Source organism: Nocardia glycosmidis (genome assembly GCF_052545115.1).
Genome location: NZ_JBQWRH010000022.1, coordinates 1 through 20,535 on the forward strand (window position 1 = coordinate 1; position 20,535 = coordinate 20,535).

19 protein-coding genes and 1 pseudogene are annotated in these 20,535 nt (G+C 65.4%); 6 read left to right on the top strand and 14 right to left on the bottom strand.

The genetic code is table 11. From position 1 onward, the window contains the following. Window positions 1-69 precede the first annotated feature (69 nt). The 4 genes and pseudogenes from styD to ACT86A_RS23615 all read right to left on the bottom strand — a co-directional run bounded on the left by styD (window position 70) and on the right by ACT86A_RS23615 (window position 5,589). Window positions 70-1,542 (bottom strand): phenylacetaldehyde dehydrogenase StyD, encoded by a 1,473-nt coding sequence (gene styD, locus ACT86A_RS23600; RefSeq protein ID WP_445094466.1) that lies wholly within the window; start codon window positions 1,540-1,542, stop codon window positions 70-72. 81 nt (window positions 1,543-1,623) lie between these two features. Then, a pseudogene (locus ACT86A_RS23605) lies at window positions 1,624-2,880 on the bottom strand (aspartate aminotransferase family protein); the annotation flags it as partial. Window positions 2,881-2,978: 98 nt separating this feature from the next. After that, window positions 2,979-4,469 (bottom strand): APC family permease, encoded by a 1,491-nt coding sequence (locus ACT86A_RS23610; protein WP_445094383.1) that lies wholly within the window; start codon window positions 4,467-4,469, stop codon window positions 2,979-2,981. 196 nt (window positions 4,470-4,665) lie between these two features. Further along, a complete protein-coding gene (locus tag ACT86A_RS23615; RefSeq protein ID WP_445094384.1) occupies window positions 4,666-5,589 on the bottom strand; it encodes a LysR family transcriptional regulator in 924 nt (307 codons plus the stop codon). Window positions 5,590-5,688: 99 nt separating this feature from the next. Here ACT86A_RS23615 and ACT86A_RS23620 point away from each other — a divergent pair, with 99 nt between their 5' ends. Genes ACT86A_RS23620 through ACT86A_RS23630 form a run of 3 tightly spaced genes read left to right on the top strand, consistent with a single transcriptional unit; the run spans window position 5,689 to window position 8,428 of the window. Continuing rightward, window positions 5,689-6,870 (top strand): cytochrome P450, encoded by a 1,182-nt coding sequence (locus ACT86A_RS23620; RefSeq protein ID WP_445094385.1) that lies wholly within the window; start codon window positions 5,689-5,691, stop codon window positions 6,868-6,870. Between the two features lie 8 nt (window positions 6,871-6,878). Further along, the gene (locus ACT86A_RS23625) at window positions 6,879-7,202 is read left to right on the top strand and encodes a non-heme iron oxygenase ferredoxin subunit (protein ID WP_445094386.1); all 324 of its coding nucleotides are present in this window, start codon (window positions 6,879-6,881) and stop codon (window positions 7,200-7,202) included. Next, window positions 7,199-8,428 (top strand): NAD(P)/FAD-dependent oxidoreductase, encoded by a 1,230-nt coding sequence (locus ACT86A_RS23630; protein ID WP_445094387.1) that lies wholly within the window; start codon window positions 7,199-7,201, stop codon window positions 8,426-8,428. Before ACT86A_RS23625 ends, ACT86A_RS23630 begins: the two co-directional genes overlap by 4 nt. Before the next feature lie 66 nt (window positions 8,429-8,494). Here the strand turns inward: ACT86A_RS23630 and paaK are convergent, their stop codons facing one another. The 10 genes from paaK to ACT86A_RS23680 form a co-directional block, all read right to left on the bottom strand. Continuing rightward, entirely contained in the window at window positions 8,495-9,805 is a 1,311-nt protein-coding gene (gene paaK, locus ACT86A_RS23635; RefSeq protein ID WP_445094388.1) for a phenylacetate--CoA ligase PaaK, read from the bottom strand. 19 nt (window positions 9,806-9,824) lie between these two features. After that, complete coding sequence (paaE, locus tag ACT86A_RS23640; RefSeq protein ID WP_445094389.1) at window positions 9,825-10,925, bottom strand: 1,2-phenylacetyl-CoA epoxidase subunit PaaE; 1,101 nt, start codon at window positions 10,923-10,925, stop codon at window positions 9,825-9,827. 72 nt (window positions 10,926-10,997) lie between these two features. Next, window positions 10,998-11,507, bottom strand: a complete 510-nt coding sequence (gene paaD, locus ACT86A_RS23645) for a 1,2-phenylacetyl-CoA epoxidase subunit PaaD (protein WP_445094390.1) — start codon at window positions 11,505-11,507, stop codon at window positions 10,998-11,000. A 2-nt stretch (window positions 11,508-11,509) separates the two neighbouring features. After that, window positions 11,510-12,430, bottom strand: coding sequence for a 1,2-phenylacetyl-CoA epoxidase subunit PaaC (gene paaC, locus ACT86A_RS23650; protein WP_445094391.1), 921 nt, complete (start codon window positions 12,428-12,430; stop codon window positions 11,510-11,512). Between the two features lie 11 nt (window positions 12,431-12,441). Next, window positions 12,442-12,762, bottom strand: coding sequence for a 1,2-phenylacetyl-CoA epoxidase subunit PaaB (gene paaB / locus ACT86A_RS23655; protein WP_445094392.1), 321 nt, complete (start codon window positions 12,760-12,762; stop codon window positions 12,442-12,444). Next, complete coding sequence (gene paaA, locus ACT86A_RS23660; protein ID WP_445094393.1) at window positions 12,759-13,709, bottom strand: 1,2-phenylacetyl-CoA epoxidase subunit PaaA; 951 nt, start codon at window positions 13,707-13,709, stop codon at window positions 12,759-12,761. The genes paaB and paaA overlap by 4 nt, the downstream gene beginning before the upstream one ends. Window positions 13,710-13,714: 5 nt before the next feature. Next, the gene (locus tag ACT86A_RS23665; protein WP_445094394.1) at window positions 13,715-14,509 is read right to left on the bottom strand and encodes an enoyl-CoA hydratase/isomerase family protein; all 795 of its coding nucleotides are present in this window, start codon (window positions 14,507-14,509) and stop codon (window positions 13,715-13,717) included. Next, window positions 14,506-15,387 (bottom strand): 3-hydroxyacyl-CoA dehydrogenase family protein, encoded by an 882-nt coding sequence (locus ACT86A_RS23670; RefSeq protein ID WP_445094395.1) that lies wholly within the window; start codon window positions 15,385-15,387, stop codon window positions 14,506-14,508. Before ACT86A_RS23670 ends, ACT86A_RS23665 begins: the two co-directional genes overlap by 4 nt. Beyond that, window positions 15,384-16,076: an enoyl-CoA hydratase/isomerase family protein gene (locus ACT86A_RS23675; protein WP_445094467.1), complete on the bottom strand. Its 693-nt coding sequence runs from the start codon at window positions 16,074-16,076 to the stop codon at window positions 15,384-15,386. The genes ACT86A_RS23670 and ACT86A_RS23675 overlap by 4 nt, the downstream gene beginning before the upstream one ends. Before the next feature lie 41 nt (window positions 16,077-16,117). Further along, entirely contained in the window at window positions 16,118-17,338 is a 1,221-nt protein-coding gene (locus ACT86A_RS23680) for a thiolase family protein (protein ID WP_445094396.1), read from the bottom strand. Between the two features lie 111 nt (window positions 17,339-17,449). Here ACT86A_RS23680 and ACT86A_RS23685 point away from each other — a divergent pair, with 111 nt between their 5' ends. From ACT86A_RS23685 to ACT86A_RS23695, 3 genes are read left to right on the top strand one after another with little or no spacing between them, the layout of a single operon-like run. Next, the gene (locus ACT86A_RS23685) at window positions 17,450-18,124 is read left to right on the top strand and encodes a TetR/AcrR family transcriptional regulator (RefSeq protein ID WP_445094397.1); all 675 of its coding nucleotides are present in this window, start codon (window positions 17,450-17,452) and stop codon (window positions 18,122-18,124) included. Between the two features lie 27 nt (window positions 18,125-18,151). Beyond that, window positions 18,152-20,197: a phenylacetic acid degradation bifunctional protein PaaZ gene (gene paaZ, locus ACT86A_RS23690; protein WP_445094398.1), complete on the top strand. Its 2,046-nt coding sequence runs from the start codon at window positions 18,152-18,154 to the stop codon at window positions 20,195-20,197. Further along, window positions 20,194-20,505, top strand: a complete 312-nt coding sequence (locus tag ACT86A_RS23695; protein ID WP_445094399.1) for an EthD family reductase — start codon at window positions 20,194-20,196, stop codon at window positions 20,503-20,505. Before paaZ ends, ACT86A_RS23695 begins: the two co-directional genes overlap by 4 nt. Window positions 20,506-20,535 lie beyond the last annotated feature (30 nt).

Genomic DNA, 20,535 nt, shown 5'->3' on the forward strand with positions numbered 1-20,535 from the left:
CCGAGTCTTGGGGTTTTGGGGGGGGGGGGGGGGGGGGGGGGCCCCCCCCCCCCCCCCCGACACAAATCCTTACAGAACCACGGTGACGGTTTTCTCCTCGGTGTTGGCGAGGATCCCGCTCCACCCCAACTCACGCCCGATTCCGCTGGATTTGACCCCTCCCCACGGCAGCGCTGGATTCAGCGCAGCCCAGCCGTTCACCCAGACCGCGCCCGCTTGTACTTTATGGGCAAGGGTGTGCGCGAGCGTCACATCGCGCGTCCAGATGGTGGCTGCCAGGCCGTACTCGGTGTCGTTGGCGATCCGGATCGCCTCGTCCACGTCGTCGAACGGGATCACCGCACCGACCGGACCAAAGATCTCTTCTCGCGCAATCGTGCTGTCATTGGTGACGTCCGCGAAAACGGTTGGCTCGACGAAGAATCCCGCCCGATCCACTCGCCCACCGCCGGCCACCAGCCGTGCTCCTTCGGCCTTACCTCGTTCGATATAGGCGAGGACGCGTTCCTGCTGGCGGCGGTTCACCAGCGGTCCGATCGTCGTGGCCGGATCGAAAGGTTCGCCGGGCACTTGCGCGCGGGTCGCGTCGCCCAACGCCGCGACCACCCGGTCGTAGACCGATCGGTGCACCAGAATCCGAGTGCCCGCCGCACATACTTCGCCTTGGTTGAAGAACAGCCCCATGGCGATGCCTTGGACCGCTGCGTCGACGTCGGCGTCCGGCAGCACGATCTGCGGGCTCTTGCCACCCAGTTCCAGTGTTACGCGTTTGAAGGATTCCGCGGCTGCTTGCTGGATGTCCCGGCCGACCTCTGGCGACCCTGTGAAGCTGACTTTGTCGACGTCGCGGTGGCGGACCAGAGCCGCGCCGGCGACCTTGCCGAGACCTGGCACGATATTGACGACCCCGGGCGGGAACCCGGCCTCGTCGATGAGCTTGACCAGATGCAGGACCGAGAGCGGCGCGTCTTCGGCGGGCTTCACAACCAGCGTGTTTCCGGCGGCGAGAGCCGGTGCGAGCTTCCACCCCGCGATCATCAGCGGTGTGTTCCACGGGATGATCGCCGCGATCACGCCGATCGGTTCCCGGACGGTGTAGGAGTGTGTCGGACGCCCCATGTGACCGGCGGTCGGAATTGCCGCGCCCTGAATTTTGTCGGCCCATCCAGCGAAGTGGCGGAAGGTCGCGATCGCGTTCGGGATGTCCAATACCGTCGGCTGGCCGATCGGCTTGCCGATATCTAGTGCCTCGAGCCGGGCCAGGAAGTCGCCATCGCGCTCGATGAGATCGGCGAGCCGATTCAGCAGAACACCTCTGTCGGCCCCGGACATCGAGCCCCACGTGCCGTTCAGTGCGCGTCGCGCCGCCGTCACGGCGCGATCGACATCGTCGGCGTCCGCAGCGGAAACCTGAGCCAGCAGACCCCCGTCAGACGGATCTACGACATCGAATGTTTGCGCCGCCGGTTGCCATGCCCCGCCGATGAAAAGCTCGGTCCGGACGGAATTCGGCGTCAGTTTGCGCGCCGCGGTTGTCGTCAGCGGAGCCGCGCTCGTTCGGCCGCCGACTCCCGGGATGCTCGGCTGAGCGCCCTCCAACTCCTCGAGACTTGCGGCGAGTCGGTCGACGAGCAGATCCAGATGTTCGTGTTCGAAGACCAGCGGGGGCCGGATCTTGAGGACGTTGTCGTGCGCGCCGATCTTGCTGATCAGCACTCCTCGACGTCGCATATCCTCGACAACCCACTTGGTCTGCTCGGCTGCGGGGTTGCCGCTTCCATCGACGAATTCGAGGCCGAAGAACATACCGGTGCCTCGCACGTTCTTGACGTAGGACGATTCGTTGGCGAGTTTTTCCAGCACCTCGCGGGCGCGGATGCCGATTTCCGAGGCGCTGTTCTGCAGTTCTCGGTCACCCATCTCCTGCAACACCGCGATGCCCACCGCGGCGGAGACCGGATTGCCCGCGAAGGTGTTGAAGTAGAGGTTCGCCGAGCCGAACTCGTCGAGTAGCTCTGAAGTGGTGATCACGGCACCGAGCGGATGACCATTGCCCATCGGCTTGCCGAGTGTGACCAGCTCGGGCGTGAGGTTGTAGAGCTCGTGGCCCCACATCGCTATCCCGGAACGGCCGAATCCCGACTGCACCTCGTCGGCGATGACAAGGCCGCCGGCGGCACGCACCAGGGCGGCGACGCCCTCGATATAACCTGCGGGAAGCCGCAGCAATCCCTCTGTGGAGAACAGGGGGTCGAAAAGGAACGCGGATACTCCGTGGCCAGCGGCCTGAAGTGCAGCGATAGCGCCGGCGGCCTGGCCCAAAGCCTCGGCGAGTACGTCGCCCTCCGGCCTCGGATCGTTGTCGAGATCGGGGATGCGCAGTGCTCGGACGTGCTCGCCCAGCGGTTCCTTCACCCGGAGGCCGGTGGTCGACACCGCGAGGCTGGTGGTGTTGCCGTGGTAACAGAAATCCGATACCAGCACGCCCGTGTGGCCCGTGTGCTGCCGGGCGATTCGCAGTGCGAGCTCGTTCGCCTCCGATCCGCTGTTGACGAAGAACACCTTGCTCAAATGTGGTGCGAAGGTCGCCAGCAGCAGTTCCGCGTATTCGACTGTCAGCGCCGACAGGTAGCGTGAATTGACGTTGAGCCGCCCCGCCTGCTCGGACAGTGCGCGCACGACCACGGGATTGCAGTGACCGACATGGGGGACGTTGTTGTAGGCGTCGAGGTATTCGATGCCGTCAGCCGCTTTCAGCCAGACGCCCGCACCGGAAACCAGGTGTAGCGGCTCCGCGTAGAAGAGCGGTGAGTGTGGGCCCAGTGTTGCTGTACGGCGGGCCAGCAGAGCCCGCGCTGCCCACGCGCTGGAAGTCGTCATGACGTCTCCTGTGACCGGGGGCCGCCGACCGGCACGCCCTTGGTTGACTACTCGTAATAAATATATACTTCCAGTAAAGTTTTCTGAATCGGGCGGGTTCACTCCGGGGCTTGGTTCGCCATCAGCTCCGTCATCTGCCGGAACTGGGTCGGTCGTTTTTTTCGGATCCACAGCGCATGTCCGACGCCGGCTGCGAACACCACTGCGAGCAGCGCCGGCAGGCAGTTCACCCATCGGCTGCTGGCGCCGCTGAGCAGGTCGAACTTGCCGACCGCGAGGACGACCGCGGCGAACAGGCCGATAAAGGCGAGCAGCGGCGCTGTCAGAGTCGCGTAGCCGGCCTTCGCGCCGACTCGGCGGAAATAGCCGACGACCGCGAGGCTGGTCACGCACTGCAGGGCGATGATTCCGACCGTGCCGAAGCCGATGCCGACGGTCCCCAGTCCGACCATCGGTGCAACCCCGGTGGCCACGCACACGAGAACCGTTGCCGTCGTGACGATCGAGATCGCACAGCTCGCCACGGACGGGCTGCCGTGCCGGTGATGGATGCGGCCGAGTTGGTGCGGCAGGCATCGTTGCCGCCCGAGTGCGAACAGATAACGACTCGCTACGTTGTGGATGGCGAGAGTGGTGGCGAACAGGCTGGTTGCCATGAGGACTGCCATGACGTCCGCAACCCATGGCGCGAGATAGGTCGCGGTCAGGTCGAAGTAGATGTTGCCGGTGGACTGCCCGGCGGCTTCGGCTATCCGGTCGGGGCCGACCGCGCCCACGGTCACCCAGGTTGTCAGGACATAGAACGCGCCGATGAGTGCTACCGCGCCGTAAGTCGCTCGCGCCACGCTACGCCGCGGGTCGTGGGTTTCCTCTGAATACAACGCGGCCGATTCGAATCCGATGAAACACGTGAAGGCGAGCATCACGGCGATTCCCGGCGTGCCCGATATCGCGGCATGCGGGGAGAACGACTGGGCCGGGAAAGCATGCACTCCGGCGTGCCAAATGATGCTGATCACCAGGCAGAGCAGAATCGCGAACTCCGCGGTCAGGAGCACCGCGATCAGGCGGGAGCTGAGGTCGATCCGCCGGTAACCGAGCACCCCGACGGCCACGCAGCCGCCGACCGCGAACCAGATCCACGAACCGTTCCAACCCGTGATCTGCTGGACAGCTGTCTGGGTGAAGACAGCGACGTAGCCGTACCCGCCCGCTACGAACACTGTGTAGGAGACCACGGCGACAAACGCCGCGCCGAGTCCGGGGGCGCCCCCCAGCCCCTGGGCGATGTAGGAGTAGAAGGCCCCTGTCGAAACGATCCGGCGGCTCATCGCCGAGTATCCGACCGAGAAGAAGGCGAGCACGATGCTGACGCAGACAAAGGTGAGCGGAACCCCTGGTCCATTGCCGAGCGCGAAGGCGACCGGGACGATCCCGATGACCGCCGCCATGGGAGCTGCCGCCGCGACGACCATCAGGATGAGCCGCCAGGTGCCGAGGCTACGTCGGAGACCATGCTCCGGGACTGTTTGCGTTGTGACATTTGCTGATTCGACGCTGAGCGGAAGCGCCTCGGGAGATTCGTTCACGGGCCGTTGATCCTGTACTGGAGTGATTCGGGCCCCCTGCACCGGGGGTGTCCGACGACCATAGGCTTACGGAGAGGTATGTCACAATACGTTTGGGCAAAAACGCGAACGGCCCGTACATAGTTGTTACATGTAGTTCAAATATGACCTCTGGGCGGCGCACTCTTCTCCCCCCGCTGCGAGCTCTCCGCCATCCTCACGAAGGCCGCGCAGGTCCGCCACGCAACAACTCGCGGCACAGGTCCGCAAACGCTCGCGCCCGCCGGGTCGGCCGCGCGGCCGAATTCGTCACCAACAGCACGTCGACCGGTGGGCCGATCCCCTCGAGATCTACTGCGGCAATCGCGCTCCCGTCGTAGCTGCGCTCGGCCATCGGCCGCTGCAGCAGGACCGACCAGCCCATGCCGCGCCCCACGAAAGTACGCACGGACTCCACGCTTCCTGTGCGGAATCGGATATCGGGCACATGACCGGCCTCCGCTATCCGGCCGGTGAAAAATTCCAAGCTGGGAGCCATGTCGATCATCACCATCGGCTCATCGATCAGCTCGGACAGCGCGACCTTGGTCCGCGTGGCATACCGATGTCCGGCGGGCAACGCCGCATAGGGCGAGCAGGAGTACAACCGAACCGTCGTCACATCCGACCCCAAGCCGATGTCATACATGATCGCCAGATCGCACAATCCGTCGGCCAGCCGCCGCAGGAGACCGTCGACGGTGTCCTCGACCAGATCGATCTCGAGTTCCGGATAGCGGATCGGAACCTCCTCCAGAACCCTCCCCATCACGAACGGCGTGATGGTCGGGAAACAGCCGACAGCGAGCCGACCCGAGATGTCCTGCCCAACCGTGCGGACAGCACTCTCGAGTTCGCCCACGAGGGCCAACACCTGCCGGGCATCGACCAGCAACTGCCGACCCGCTGCCGTCAGCGCGGGCGGCCGCGCAGGCCGACGCACCAGAACCTGGACTCCCAGCGCCTTTTCCAGCTGACTGATCGCCAAGGACACCGCGGTCTGCGAAATATGGAAATGAGCCGCTGCCGCGCTCAACGTGCCCCGTTCGACGGTGGACACGAAGTATTCGAGCTGCCGCAGCGTGACATCCACGGGCTTCATAAGTTCAACTTAGGTTAAACGCCGGATATATGCGCTTTTCATTGAGCATGACACCGGTCACACTCAGTGGTGCTCATACACTCAACGAGGAGAACCCCGGTGACGACAGCGCAACCCGATCTCGACTTCGCCGCTATGATGGCCGACCCCTTCCCGTACTTCGCCGGCCTGCGCAGTAACCAGCGCTGGACCTGGTCCGAGACTATGCGGATGTGGCTGGTCAGCCGGTTCGACGATGTCGTCTACGTCGACTCGCACCCGGAGATCTTTTCGACCGAGATTCCCGGCGCGCTGCTCACCCGAACCATCGGACAGACAATGATCCGCAGCGAAGGCGAACGCCACCGCCGTGTCCGCAGCGCCGGCGACGAGCCACTCAAGCGCCGCTCGATACAGCGAGCATGGCCCGAGGTGATTCGCGAGCTCGCTCAGCACTACATCGAGCCGCTGCGCGACCGCGACCAGGCCGACCTCGCGGCCGACTTCGCGAACGACTACACCGGCGCATGTCTGCGCGAAGTCCTCGGCTTGCTCGACGCCACGCCCGAGGACATCCGCAACTGGTCCGACGCCTACATTCAGGGTTTCATCAACAACAACGACGACCCGCAGGTGTGGGCTACTGCCGAACGCGCGCGTGCCGAGAACACTGAAGCGGTCCGGCTGGCCGTCGAACGCGTACGCAAGCAGCCCGACGCCACCGTCGTCTCGGCCATGGCGCACGCTCACCCCGAGAACCCGCTGTCCCTCGAAGAGATCGCCGCCAATATTCGCCTGATGATCGCCGGCGGTTTCAATGACGCCCGCGACGCAGTCGCCACCTTGCCGTGGTTGCTGATGACACACCCCGAGATTCGACAGCGAACACGCGAGGACAGTGCGGCGTTCGAGCGCGCCATAGACGAATCGGTTCGGTGGCTGACGCCGGTCGGTAGCTACCCTCGCGTCGTCATCCAGGACTACTCCGGTCCCGCGGCGGATCTGAAAGTCGGCGACACCGTCCTGGTCCTGGCGGCTTCGGCAAACTACGACGAACGAAAGTTCGCCGATCCCAGCACCTTCGACATCGACCGGCCGGGACTCGAAGACCACCTCGGCTTCTCGGTCGGTGCGCACTTCTGCCTCGGCAGTCATCTCGTGCGGGCCATGATGCGCGCCGCGGTGCCGCTGATTCTCGACCTGCCGGGCATCCGTCCGGCCGGTACGCCGCAATTCGTCGGCTGGCAATTCCGGGGACCGGTCACCGTGCCGGTGCTGTTCGACCACACGGAGAAGAAATGAGCGAGACAATGACCCGTATCAAACTCTGCAACCGAGCGGACGTGCCCACGAACGGCATCATCCGTATAGCCGATGTGCCAGGCATCGACATCCCGTTGGCCGTGGCCGATTCCGACGGCCGGATCTTCTGCATAGCCGATCTCTGCAGCCATCAGACCGCCTCGCTCTCCGACGGTTGGGTCGAGGACGGATGCGTCGAATGTCCGCTGCACGAATCGCGATTCGATCTGGCGACCGGTGCGCCCGACGTTCCGCCGGCCCGTGAACCGATCGCTACCTTTCCGGTGGCTGTCGAGAATGGCGAGGTCTTCCTCCTGGAGCGGCAGCCATGAGCCACATCGCGGTGGTCGGCGCATCGCTGGCTGGGCTCCGAGCAGCCGAGGCGCTGCGTCGGGAAGGATTCGATGGCGAGCTGACGATCGTCGGCAGTGAGTCCCACCTGCCCTACGATCGCCCACCCCTGTCGAAGGACTACCTACTCGGTAACGTCGCCGCGGCAGATATCACGCTGGCAGATCAGGCCACTCGGGACGCGCTCGAGGCGCGCTGGATCCTGGGCCAGGCGGCGACGAACCTGCACCCCGGCCAGGTGACCATCGCCGACGGCGAAACCCTGTCCGCAGACGGCATCGTCATAGCCACCGGCGCCCGCGCACGGACACTCCCCAACGGCGGCGATCTCCCGGGAATTCACGTTCTGCGCACGCTCGACGACGCCATTGCGCTCAGCCGAGAACTCGACTCTGCGCATCGGGTCGTGATCGTGGGCGCGGGCTTCATCGGCGCCGAAGTCGCCTCCACCGCAGCAACTCTCGGTAAGCGGGTGACTATCGTCGAAGCCGCGACGAATCCATTCGAGACCCACCTGGGCCGAGTGGCCGCGGATGTCCTCCGACGAACGATGAACGACCACGACGTGGAACTGCGCACCGGACAGACCGTCGCCGAATTCCGTGGTGCGGAGCGTATCTCGGCCATCGTGCTGAACGACGGAACGCAGCTCCCGGCCGATCTGGTTCTGATCGGCATAGGCGCGATCCCCAACACCGAGTGGCTCGACCGGTCAGGCGTGCGCTGCGACAACGGGGTTCTGACCGATGCCTGGGGCCGGACGAGTCTTCCAGGTGTGGTAGCTGCCGGGGACGTCGCCCGATTCCAGCGTGGCGATCGGCGAGTCCGAGTCGAGCACTGGTCTACCGCCTCAGGCATGCCTGGCGTTGCCGCCCGAGCGCTCTTGGCACACCTCTCGGCGGGCGAGCCCGGTACGCCGTACCTCGATGCGCCCTACTTCTGGTCGGACCAGTTCGGTCACCGTATTCAGTTGGTAGGCGCAATCGCGCCGGATGTTCCGCTCGACATCGTCGACGGAGCCGTCGAGGACGCGCGGTTCGTCGCCGTGCAGTACCGGGATAACGCGATCAACGCAGTCCTCGGCTGGAGCATGCCCCGCGAGTTCACCCAATGGCGTCGACGTAACCACGATGCTCTGCGGGCGGCCGGGTCGGAGACCGATCGGGTTGAACCGGCACTGCTGACGAGTGCGGACCGTTCCGAATAGTGCCAGTGGACGGGGAATAACGCCAACTGGCACAGTTCGTTTTCGAAGTGCGCCGCGCGGCTGCGGTCAGGGCCGCCGGTTGTCGATCAGCCGCTTCGCCTTGCCGATCGAGCGTTCGAGCGCAGCCGGCGGGAGCACTTCGACCTCCACACTCACACCGATCCGGTTCTTGATCTGCTTGCGCAGTTGGTCGGCCGCCGCGCCGTGCTGATCGGGCAGTGCGTCGGGTCGCGCTTCCACACGCACGGTCAGGATATCCATGCGAGATGGACGATCCAGGATGCACTGGAACTGCGGCGCCAACGCGGGCACGGTGAGGATGATTTCCTCGATCTGGGTGGGGAAAAGGTTGACCCCGCGCAGGATGATCATGTCGTCGCTGCGGCCGGTGATCTTCTGCATCCGCCGCATCGACCGTGCGGTGCCGGGCAGCAGGCGAGTCAAATCCCTTGTGCGGTAACGGATCACCGGCATCGCCTCCTTCGTCAGGGAGGTGAAGACCAGTTCGCCCTCCGCCCCTTCGGGCAGCACCTCACCCGTCTCGGGATCGATGATCTCCGGATAGAAGTGGTCCTCCCAAATGTGCAGGCCATCCTTGGTCTCGGCGCACTCCATGGCCACGCCGGGGCCGATGACCTCCGACAGCCCGTAGATGTCGACGGCGTCGATCGCCAGTACCTTCTCGAGTTCGGCGCGCATCTGTTCGGTCCAGGGCTCGGCGCCGAACACGCCCACCCGCAGCGAGGTCGCGGCGGGGTCGACGCCTTTCGCGATCATGGCGTCGAGGATAGTCAGCATGTAGGACGGTGTGACCATGATGGCGTCCGGCTTGAAGTCCTCGATGAGCTGCACCTGACGATCGGTCATCCCGCCCGACATCGGTATGACCGTGCATCCGAGCCGTTCCGCGCCGTAATGCGCGCCGAGCCCGCCGGTGAAAAGCCCGTACCCGTAGGCGACATGAACGGTGTCGGTGGGCCGGACGCCGCTCGCACGCAGGCTGCGAGCGATCAGATCGGCCCAGTTGTTCAGGTCATTGGACGTATACCCGACTACGGTCGGCTGACCGGTGGTGCCGGAGGAGGCGTGCACCCGCGACACCTGCTCGCGCGGGACTGCGAACATCCCGAACGGATAGTTCGCCCGGAGATCGGCCTTCGTGGTGAATGGAAACTTCGCCAGATCTGCGAGCTCGACCAGATCCGAGGGGTGTACCCCAGCATTGTCGAAGGCGTTCCGATAATGCGGAACATTGTTGTATGCGTGCTGGAGCGACCATTTCAGCCGGTCCAGTTGCAGTGCCGAAATCCGGTCGCGGGAGGCGAATTCGATATCTGTTTCGGGCGTCTGCGGTGAGAGGGGGGCAACGCTGCTCATGATGACTCCGGGTAAGGGTTCAGGCGTCGAAGTCGACGGTAACCGACTCACTGAGGGGATAGGTTTGGCAGGTCAGGACGAAGCCGTCGGCGACTTCGGACTCGTCCAAGGCGTAGTTGCGGCGCATATCGACCTCTCCGCCGGTGATCTTGGCCCGGCAGGTGCCGCACACGCCGCCCTTGCAGGCAAACGGCAGGTCCGATCGGATCTGCTCGGCCGCATCGAGGATGTTCTGGTCCCGGCTCAGTTGCCCCGTGGCGCTGCGCCCGTCCAAGGTAATGGTCACGGTGCTGGTCGGTCCGTCGATCCCCGCCTCGCGATGGGTCGTCTGGACCGGAGGCGCGTCCTCGACGAAGAACAGCTCATGGTGGATATGCTGCTTTCCGATGCCGAATTCGGCGAGGACTTGCTGCGCGTCGGTCACCATGCCGAACGGCCCGCAGAGCCAGACGTCGTCGATGTCGGCGATCGGCACGACCGAGCTCAGGATGGCGCGCAACCGCTCGGCATCGAGCCGACCGCTGAACAGTTCGACATCCCGGGGTTCCCGGGACAAGACGTGGATCACGTCGAGGCGCGCACCGTAGCTGTCCTTGAGGTCGGCGATCTCCTCAGCGAACATCACCGACCGGACACGGCGATTGCCGTACAGAAGAACGACTTCGGCGTCCGAATTCTCCAGCACGGAACTGGCGATGGACAGCATCGGTGTGATACCGGAACCAGCGGCGATCAACAGGTGCCGACCCCCGGCGGCCGGATCGGCCACGAATGTCCCACTGGGGCCCTGCACCTCGATCAGATCACCGGCGCGCACCTCGTTGACCAGCCACGTCGAGAACAGCCCGTCCGGCACCTCCCGCACGCCCACGCGCGGTGCGTGCCCGATCGGCGCGCAGATCGAGTACGACCGGCGATGCTCTACGCCGTCGACGATGCGGCGCAGGGTCAGCGACTGCCCCGCGTCGAACGCGAACTCGTCCGCGAACTCATCCGGGATATCGAAGGTAACCGCCACCGCGTCGTCGCAGAGCCGCTCGACATCGGCGACAGCCAGCGACCGGAATGGCCGGTTGCGCGACACCGAACCCAACCCTTTGCTCTGCACTGGTGCGCTCATCTCCGCACCTCGCCGGCGCTCGGTTCCGGCATGACCGCATGGACGGCTGTGTCCATTGTTCGCTCGCTCATGTCAAATTTCCTTCACGTGGTCGAACGGCTCGAGGCACGTCGCACAGCGGTACTGTGCCTTGCACAAGGTCGCGCCGAACTCGGATACCAGGCGCACGTCCGCGGATCCGCAGTTCGGGCAGACAAGGTCGCGCGGGCGTGCGGTGAGGGTCAACGGAATCGGGCCCGGTGCGCGCGTGGGCGCGGGTCCCGGCAGGGAGTAGCCGAACTCACGCAGCTTCCTTCGCCCCTCGTCGGTGATCCAATCGCTGCTCCATGCCGGCGCGAGACTGGTGTCGACGCGGACGTCGGCGTAGCCGTTGCGCCGCAGCGTTTCTTCGATGTCGACTCGCATCGTCGCGATCGCGGGGCACCCCGAGTAGGTCGGCGTGATCGTCACAACCACGCGATGGTCATCGGTGATCTCGACGCCACGCACGATACCCAGATCAGCGAGGGTGAGCATCGGCATTTCCGGATCGAGCACGGAATCGACCAGATCGCGGACGCTCATCCGGGTCGGCGCGGACATGATCACCACTTCCCTTCGGGGTGGGCGCGGGCCACGCTCTGCATTTCGGCGAGCACCAGGCCCAGCGCCTCGGTGTGCAGGCCCTGGCGGCCCGAGCGACCGCCGACGGTCCCGATAGTCGCCGCACGCGGTGCAGGCAGTTCGGCCGCGTGCAGCACTTGGGCCAGCGCCGCATCGAATTCCGCGCGCACCGTGCTCGGATCGATGCCGACGCCGACGGCGGCCATGGCCGATTCGGTGTCGGTGCAGACGAACAGCTCCGGGATGAACGGCCAGATGAATTCGATCGCCTCGACCAGCCGGCGCCGCGACTCCGCGGTCCCGCAGCCGAGCGTCACCGCCCAGCGCGCCGCGTAGTCGCGGTGATAGGTCAGTTCCTTGACGCCCTTGTGCGCCACCGCGGCCAGCACCGGGTCACGGGAATCGCGGAGCCTGTCGAACAGCGCCAGCCGCCAGGTCGAGAACACCAGTACTCGGGCAATGGTGCGAGCGAAGTCGCCATTGCCGACCTCGACCAGTCGCACACAACGGAACTGATCCTCGTCGCGGAAAAAAGCGAGCGCATCGTCGGCGGGGACCGGAGAAGATTCGGAGATGTACGGAACGATCGACGGATCCGCCGCAGCCGCGCGAGCCAGCAGCAACCGTGCCTGACCGAGCAGGTCGAGGCCGATATTGGCCAGTGCGACCTCCTCCTCCAATTCGGGTGCACGCGCGGTCCACTCCGCTAGACGCTGTGCCGAGATCAGGGCGTCATCACCGAGCATCAGGCAGTAACGCGCGAGCGCGGACAGATCCACGTCATCCGGGACGGTGGTGTCGACGCCCGCCAGCGGATCGTCGAAACTCGTCCCGAAGGCCCACTGCCCATGGCTGTCGTCCTCGCCGATCAGGCCGCTGAAGGCGTTGTCGTGATCGATCATGGTCTCTGCCTTCACATGTGTGGGACGTTGTCGGGAATGTCGTAGAACGTCGGGTGGCGGTACACCTTGTCGCGATTGGGCGCGAAATACGGGTCCTTTTCCGACGGGCTGGACGCGGCGATCGAATTCGACGGCACGACCCACAGACTCACACCCTCATTGCGCCGGGTGTAGACATCACGAGCGTGCCGCAGTGCCATCTCGTCGTCGGCGGCGTGCAGCGAACCGACGTGCACATGATTGAGTCCGCGCTTTCCGCGCACAAAAACCTCGTAGAGCGGCCATTCGGCCTTGATCTGCGACGGTTCGACGGTGGACTGGACGTCGGTCATTGTTTCGAGCCCTCTCGTTCCCGTGCGGCAAAGGCGACGGCGGCCTCGCGCACCCAGGCGCCGTTCTCATGTGCGTTGCGGCGGTTGGTGATTCGTTCGATATTGCACGGGCCGTTGCCGCTGATGATGGCGGCGAATTCGTGCCAGTCGGGCTCGCCGAAGTCGTAGCTCCCGCGCTCCGCGTTCCACACCAGGTCCGGGTCGGGGAAGGTCACGCCGAGCACCTGGGCCTGCGGTACGGACATATCGACGAATCGTTGGCGCAGTTCGTCATTGGTGTGCCGCTTGACCCGCCAAGCCATGGACTGCTCGGTATTGGTCGACTGGGCGTCGGGCGGACCGAACATCATCAGTGCGGGCCACCACCATCGGTCGACCGATTCCTGCACCATGCGGCGCTGGGCCTCGGTGCCGCTCATCATCGTCATCAGCAACTCGTAGCCCTGCCGCTGATGGAACGACTCTTCTTTGCAAACCCGGATCATCGCACGGGCATACGGCCCGAAACTGCTGCGGCACAACGGAACTTGGTTGCAGATCGCCGCGCCGTCGACGAGCCAGCCGATGACCCCGACGTCGGCGTAGGTGAGCGTCGGGTAGTTGAAGATCGACGAGTATTTCTGCTTGCCCTCGATCAACTTGGTCGTCAGATCGGCGCGGTCGGCTCCGAGCGTTTCGGCCGCCGAGTACAGATACAGCCCGTGACCGGCCTCGTCCTGCACCTTGGCCATCAGAATGGCCTTGCGGCGCAGCGACGGTGCGCGGGTCAGCCAGTTTCCTTCCGGCTGCATTCCGATGATCTCCGAATGCGCGTGCTGAGCGATCTGGCGAATCAGTGTCTTGCGATATCCGTCGGGCATCCAGTCCCGGGGTTCGATGCGCTGGTCGCGCTCGATCGTGTGGTCGAATCCCTGCTGGAGTTCTGCCAGCGGTGTTGTCGCAGTCATATGAATCACCGTCCTTCGAAAACCGGCGTGGTTTTGGCTAGGAATGCCTCGACCGCAGCGCTGTGGTCTCGGGTCGCACCCAGCGTTTCCTGAGCGATCCGCTCGCGTTCGAGTGCATCGGGAAGGCCCGCGGACGCTGCCTGTACCAGCTGTTTGACCTGGCGGTATGCCTGCGTGGGGCCGTGGGCGAGCAAGCGCGCGATGCCCGCGGCCGTGGTTTCGACCTCCTCGTCGGCGACCACGCGGTGCACCAGCCCCCAGGCGAGGGCTTCGGTCGCGGTGAAACGATCGCCGAGCAACAGCAAAGCCGCGGCCCGGCTGGCGCCGACCGCATGGACGAGCGCGTGGGTCAATCCGGAGTCACTGGCGAGTCCGATTCCGGTGAAGGCTGTCGCGAACTTGCTGCCGGTGCCGACCACTCGGATATCTGCGGCCAGCGCTATCCCCAGGCCCGCCCCCACACAGGCGCCACGAATGGCGACGACGACCGGAACCGTAAGCTCCGACAACGCCTGGATGAGCGGATTGTAGTGCTCGCCAACGGTTTGCATCGCTGTCGCCGGGTCGGCACGCAAGGCGTCGACATGTTCGGCGAGGTCCTGGCCGACACAGAAGTTCTTACCCTCGGCGTTCAGGAGCACCGCGCGCACCGTCGCGTCGCCGGCGACGCGGTGCACTGCCTGGAACAGGCCGATTTTGGTCGCGGTGTCGAGAGCGTTCGAGGCCGCACCACGCGAGAGCGTGATGGTGGCCAAGCCGTCGGCGATGTGAACGGTGACGGTGCTGTGGTTCGAGGTCATGACCGTCCTTCTGCCGGTACCTGATCCCAGGTGAAGAACCCTTGGCCGGTCTTGCGGCCCAGTTCACCGCGCTCGACCTTCTCGCGCAGCAGCCGGGGCGGCTCGAAACGCGGTCCGAGAGTCGCCGCCAGATGTTCGGCGATAGCGAGGCGAACATCGAGGCCAACCAAGTCGGTAGACCGCAGTGGCCCCATCGGGTGGCGATAGCCGAGTTCCATGGCGCGGTCGATCGCCTCGGCGTCCGCCACGCCCTCTTCGAGCATGCGGATCGCTTCGAGTCCGAGGCCGACGCCGAGGCGGCTGGTGGCGAAACCGGGCGAATCGTTGACCAGGATTTCGGCCTTGCCCAGCGCGGCGACCCAGGCCCGCACGCGCTCGACCACCGAATCCGCGGTGGCCGTGGTTCGGACAATCTCCACCAACACCGACGCCGGAACCGGATTGAAGAAGTGCATCCCGATAAATCGGCTCGGATCTTGAAGTGCGGCACCGAGTTCGCTGATCGACAGTGAACTGGTGTTGCTGGCGATCACCGCCTCGGGGCGGACGATTTTGTCGACCGCAGCCAGCACGTCGATCTTGAGCGCCGGATTCTCCGGAACCGCTTCGATCACCAGATCGAGGTCGGCGGGCAACTCTATGGGCGCGGCCACCGTCGATACCCGTGCGAGGATGTCAGCCGGCTCGACCTCACCCAGCTTTCCGCGCGCTTGGGCCTGACGGAGTCCGCGGGCGACCCGTTCCACGGCCGCCGTCTGGTCCGCCGCCTCGGCGATGACGACCCTGCTACCGAGTGTCGCGAATACCTGCGCGATGCCCGCGCCCATCCGGCCGCCGCCCACGACGGCGACCCGAGCCGGTGTCTGTGTTTCGGTCATGCCTTCTTCTCCAGGAATGCGGTCATGCGGGAGTGTTTGTCCGCGGTCTCGAACAGCACCGCTTGGGCGATATCGGCGGCGAAGGGATGCGAACCCGGCGCGTCCACGATGGTTTTCGTCAATCGCAGCGCCAGTGGCGCGGAGCGCGCGATGCGATCGAGCAGTCGGTGCGCGGCGCTCACGTGGTCACCGGGTTCGGTGACCTCGATGACGAGCCCAGCGCTCAGCGCGGCCTCGGCATCGAGAATGCGCCCCCCGAGCAGTACCTGCTTCGCGATGGACGCGCCCACCAGCAGGGGCAGGCGATAGCTCGCGCCGGCGGCGGCGATGATGCCCAGGCCCGGCTCCGGATTGCCGAACTTCGCTGTGCTCGTCGCGATCCGGATGTCGCAGGCATACGCCAGTTCCGCACCGCCGCCCAATGCGTATCCGGTCACCGCGGCGACCGTGGGGAGCGGCAGGCGCCCGATCCGGTCGAACAGATTGCGGTTGATGCCGGCCAGCGCGTCGTCGCGGGTCCGGTCGCGCAACTGGGCGATATCCGCGCCACCGGCGAAGTGCTCGCCATCTCCGGTGAGCAACATCAGCTTCGGTGCACGCTCCAACCGGGCACAGATGTCGTGCAGCTCGGCGATCATCTCGGCGTTGATGGCGTTGCGCTGCGCGGGACGGTCGAGGATCACGACCATGCGGTCGTCGCGCTCCTCGATCTTCAGCGTGGTGTAGGAGCTCACGGCGCCTCGATCAACATCGCGACACCCTGCCCGACACCGACACACAGCGTGGCCAGACCACGGCGTGCACCCTCCCGCTCCATCCGGCCCACCAGCGTGAGCAGGATTCGTGCGCCCGAACAGCCGAGCGGATGACCCAGCGCGATGGCGCCGCCGTCGGCATTGACGATCCGCTCATCGAGCTTCAACTGCCGAATCACCGCCAGCGACTGTGCGGCAAACGCCTCGTTCAGCTCGACCGCTTCCAGCTCCTGGATCGACCAATTCGCCTGTGCCAGCGCCTTATTGGTAGCAGGCACGGGACCGAGTCCCATCACATTCGGCGCCACACCGGCGCTCGCGCTGGTGACGATCCTGGCGCGCACCCGCAGCCCGTAACGCTCGACCGCTCGCGCGCTGGCGACGACCAGTGCGCTCGCGCCGTCGGAGAGCGGTGACGACGATCCTGCGGTGACGATGCCGCCTTCGCGGAACACCGGTGTCAGCTTCGCCAGCTTCTCCAGGGTGGTGCCGCGGCGTGGAACCTCATCGACATCGAGGACGCCGTCCTTGATCGGTACCCCGACAATTTCTCGATCGAAGTGTCCAGCGTCGGCGGCCGCGGCAGCACGCTGTTGACTACGCAACGCGAAGGCATCGCTCTCCGCTCGCGTAATCCCCTCCAGGGCGGCGACCTCCTCGGCGGTCTCCCCCATAGTCAGGGTGATCTTGCGAATCTCCGGTCCCGCTCCCACCGGTATCACCTTGTCGGCGGCGGTGAATTTCGGATTCGTGAATCGCCAGCCGAGCGAGGTGTCAGCCACCTCGCCGGGCCGCGCCCACGGCGTACCCGGCTTGGCCATCACCCACGGCGCGCGGGTCATCGACTCGACGCCACCGGCCACGATGACATCCGCTTCACCGCTTCGAATCGTCGCGGCGGCGTTTGCGACGGCCGTCAGGCCACTCGCGCACAAGCGGTTGACCGTGTAGCCGGGGATGCTGTCGGGCAGTCCTGCCAACAGCACCGCCATCCGCGCGACATTCCGGTTGTCCTCACCGGCCTGATTGGCCGCACCCAACACGACCTCGTCGACGGACTCGACAGGCACACCGGCCCGGCGCACCGCTTCGGCGACGACCAGACCGGCCAGATCATCGGGCCGGATCCCGGCCAAAGCGCCGGCGTAGCGGCCTTGCGGTGTCCGTGCACCATCCACGAGGAAGACTTCGCCCATCGCTGCTCCTTTTCGGCTCCTGCCCCGAATTATTAACCGAACATTCGGTCAGTATCAAGTCTTACTCTCGAGTATCTGAGGATTGCCCGGACGATGCGTCAAGATGGACGGATGACAACGCCACGTGTAGTCCACCGAACCGGACGCCCCGGCAGGCCCGGGTACGATCTCGACTCACTGCTGGCTGTCGCGGTCAAGGTGTTCAACGACAAGGGCTACGACGGCACCAGCATGGAGGTGCTCGCCAAGCGGCTCGGCATCACCAAATCCGCTATCTACCATCATGTTTCGAGTAAGTCCGAGCTGCTCGAAATGGCATTGGCCCGCGCATTGAACGGACTGTTCGCCGCCACCACGGAGGAGCGAGCGGTCACCGGACGTCACATCGACCGGCTCGAATACGTCGTCCGCCGCAGCGTAGAAGTCCTGGTCGCCGAGCTCCCCTACGTCACCCTGCTGCTGCGCGTACGCGGAAACACCCCGGTCGAGAAGCGCGCACTGGCCCGCCGCCGCGAGTTCGACGCGTTCCTCAGCGACCTGGTCCAAGCCGCCGCCGACGAAGGCGATCTCCACGCGGAAATCGATCCAGCCCTGGTCAGCCGCCTGATCTGGGGCATGATCAATTCGATCGTCGAGTGGTACCGCCCCCGCAACGGCGGCTCGGTCGAGGAATTGACCGACACCGTCGTCATGATCGTCTTCACCGGGCTGCGCCGCGCCGAAACCGATGCTTCCCAGCCCTCGCCCCTTGACACACGCGACGCACTCACGGATCGTGATTACTGACCGAATGTTCAGTTGAACGGAGAGTTGATGAGTGAGCTGCTGCAAAGCTATGTAGGTGGGCGTTGGTACGCCGCGCCCGATGAGGGCGCGCCATTGCTCAGCGCCGTGGACGGCAGCGAAGTGGCTCGAATCTCGTCCACCGGGCTCGACCTCGCCCATATGGTCGACTACGCACGCACCGTCGGCGGGCCCGCGCTGGCCGCGTTGACCTTCCACGAACGCGGCGCGGCCTTGAAGGCGCTGGCTCTGGCACTGCTGGCGGACAAGGAGGAGTTCTACGCGCTCTCGACCGCTACCGGCGCGACCACGCGAGATTCCGCCGTGGACATCGACGGCGGGTTCGGAACCCTGCTCAGCTACGCGAGCAAAGCCCGCCGCGAGCTGCCCAACGACACCGTCTACCTCGACGGCGCGGTCGAGCCATTGGGCAAGAAGGGCACGTTCGTCGGCCAGCACATCTACACCTCCCGCCGCGGCGTGGCTGTGCAGATCAATGCCTTCAACTTCCCCGTCTGGGGCTTCCTCGAGAAGTTGGCCCCGGCGTTCATCGCCGGTGTGCCGTCGATCGTCAAACCGGCCAGCCAGACGGCTTATCTCACCGAACTCGTCGTGCGCCGGATCATCGAATCGGGCCTGCTGCCCGAGGGCTCGCTTCAGCTGCTGTGCGGCAGCGCTCGTGGTTTGCTCGATCACCTGTCCGGCCAGGATTCGGTGGCATTCACCGGTTCGGCCGATACCGCGGCCACGCTGCGCGCCCATCCGAAGGTCCTGACCGAGGGCGTGCACTTCAACGCCGAAGCCGACTCCCTCAACGCCTCGATCCTCGGCCTCGATGTGACCCCGGGCAGCACGGAGTTCGATCTCTACATCAAACAGCTGGTCACCGAGATGACCTCGAAGGCCGGTCAGAAGTGCACCGCGATCCGCCGGGCGTTCGTACCCGAGGCGCTGGTCGAGGACGTCGTGGCGGCCGCATCCGCCCGGTTGTCGAAGGTGGTCGTCGGAGATCCCGATGCCGAAGGCGTGACGATGGGCGCGCTGGCCAGCCTCGAACAGCGCGACGAGGTCCGCAAGTCGGTGCGCGATCTGACCAAGGCCGCTCGCATCGTCTTCGGTGATCCCGATGCAGTCGAGGTCATCGGCGCGGACGCCGCGACAGGTGCGTTCCTGTCACCGATTCTGCTGCGCTGCGACGACCGCGACGCCGTCGAGCCGCATGAGATCGAGGCGTTCGGGCCGGTCAGTACCGTCATCGGCTACCGCGACGCCGCGGATGTCATCGACCTGGCGGCGCGCGGCAAGGGCAGTCTTGTCGCCTCGTTGGTCACCGCGGATTCGGCCATCGCCCGTGACATCGTGCTCGGCGTAGCGCCATACCACGGACGGATCCTGGTGCTCGACAGCGAGGACGCCAAGGAATCGACCGGACACGGCTCACCCTTGCCTGTTCTGGTGCACGGCGGCCCGGGGCGTGCCGGCGGCGGTGAGGAACTCGGCGGCATCCGTGGCGTACTGCACCACATGCAACGCACGGCGGTGCAGGCAAGCCCGAACGTGCTGACCGCGATCGGGCGACGCTGGGTGACCGGTGCGCAGCGACTCTCGGGCGAGGTACACCCCTTCCGTAAGGACCTCGGCGAACTCCGCTTGGGTGACACCATCGTCGGCGGTCCGCGCCGCGTAACCCACGCCGATATCGCCCATTTCGCGGAATTCACCGGCGATACGTTCTACGCACACACCGATCCCGCGGCCGCGGCGGCCAATCCGCTCTTCGGCGGCATCGTTGCCCACGGGTACCTCGTCGTATCCCTGGCGGCCGGACTGTTCGTCGACCCCGCGCCCGGGCCGGTCCTGGCCAATTTCGGCGTAGACAACCTGCGATTCCTCACCCCGGTCAAGGTCGATGACGAACTGACGGTGACCCTCACCGCCAAACAGATCAGCCCGCGTAACAGCGTCGACTACGGTGAAGTGCGCTGGGATGCCACCGTCGCCAACCAGGACGGCGACGTCGTCGCCAGCTACGACGTGCTGACGCTCGTCGCCAAGCCCAAAGGAGATTCCGAATGACTTACCAGATCGCGGTCTGCTACGGAAAGCCGGTCGATCCGGCCGCATTCGACGAGTACTACCGCGCGACGCACATTCCGCTCGCCGCAAAGGTGCCCGGTTTGACCGGCTACACTTTCGGGAAGTGCACGTCATTGGACGGTTCCGAACCCGCGTACTACGCCGTCGCCCATCTGCAGTTCGCTACCAAAGACGATCTGCAGCAGGCGTTGACTTCCCCCGAAATGGGGGCAGCAGGTGAGGATGTGCGCAAATTCGCCACCGGCGGAGCCACCCTGTACATCCAGAACGTCGAATCGGTTCTGTAGTAGTGGATTATAGGCCGCGGGCTCCCGGCA

Excerpts from the sequence above, each read along its gene's own strand:
- ACT86A_RS23685 (WP_445094397.1), top strand. The coding sequence starts at position 17,450 with ATGACAACGCCACGTGTAGTCCACCGAACCGGACGCCCCGGCAGGCCC.
- ACT86A_RS23630 (WP_445094387.1), top strand. The coding sequence starts at position 7,199 with ATGAGCCACATCGCGGTGGTCGGCGCATCGCTGGCTGGGCTCCGAGCA.
- ACT86A_RS23675 (WP_445094467.1), bottom strand. The coding sequence starts at position 16,076 with ATGGTCGTGATCCTCGACCGTCCCGCGCAGCGCAACGCCATCAACGCC.
- ACT86A_RS23670 (WP_445094395.1), bottom strand. The coding sequence starts at position 15,387 with ATGACCGAAACACAGACACCGGCTCGGGTCGCCGTCGTGGGCGGCGGC.
- paaE (WP_445094389.1), bottom strand. The coding sequence starts at position 10,925 with ATGAGCGCACCAGTGCAGAGCAAAGGGTTGGGTTCGGTGTCGCGCAAC.
- paaC (WP_445094391.1), bottom strand. The coding sequence starts at position 12,430 with ATGATCGATCACGACAACGCCTTCAGCGGCCTGATCGGCGAGGACGAC.
- ACT86A_RS23665 (WP_445094394.1), bottom strand. The coding sequence starts at position 14,509 with ATGACCTCGAACCACAGCACCGTCACCGTTCACATCGCCGACGGCTTG.
- ACT86A_RS23625 (WP_445094386.1), top strand. The coding sequence starts at position 6,879 with ATGACCCGTATCAAACTCTGCAACCGAGCGGACGTGCCCACGAACGGC.
- ACT86A_RS23615 (WP_445094384.1), bottom strand. The coding sequence starts at position 5,589 with ATGAAGCCCGTGGATGTCACGCTGCGGCAGCTCGAATACTTCGTGTCC.
- paaK (WP_445094388.1), bottom strand. The coding sequence starts at position 9,805 with ATGAGCAGCGTTGCCCCCCTCTCACCGCAGACGCCCGAAACAGATATC.
- paaB (WP_445094392.1), bottom strand. The coding sequence starts at position 12,762 with ATGACCGACGTCCAGTCCACCGTCGAACCGTCGCAGATCAAGGCCGAA.
- ACT86A_RS23680 (WP_445094396.1), bottom strand. The coding sequence starts at position 17,338 with ATGGGCGAAGTCTTCCTCGTGGATGGTGCACGGACACCGCAAGGCCGC.
- paaA (WP_445094393.1), bottom strand. The coding sequence starts at position 13,709 with ATGACTGCGACAACACCGCTGGCAGAACTCCAGCAGGGATTCGACCAC.
- paaZ (WP_445094398.1), top strand. The coding sequence starts at position 18,152 with ATGAGTGAGCTGCTGCAAAGCTATGTAGGTGGGCGTTGGTACGCCGCG.
- paaD (WP_445094390.1), bottom strand. The coding sequence starts at position 11,507 with ATGTCCGCGCCGACCCGGATGAGCGTCCGCGATCTGGTCGATTCCGTG.
- ACT86A_RS23695 (WP_445094399.1), top strand. The coding sequence starts at position 20,194 with ATGACTTACCAGATCGCGGTCTGCTACGGAAAGCCGGTCGATCCGGCC.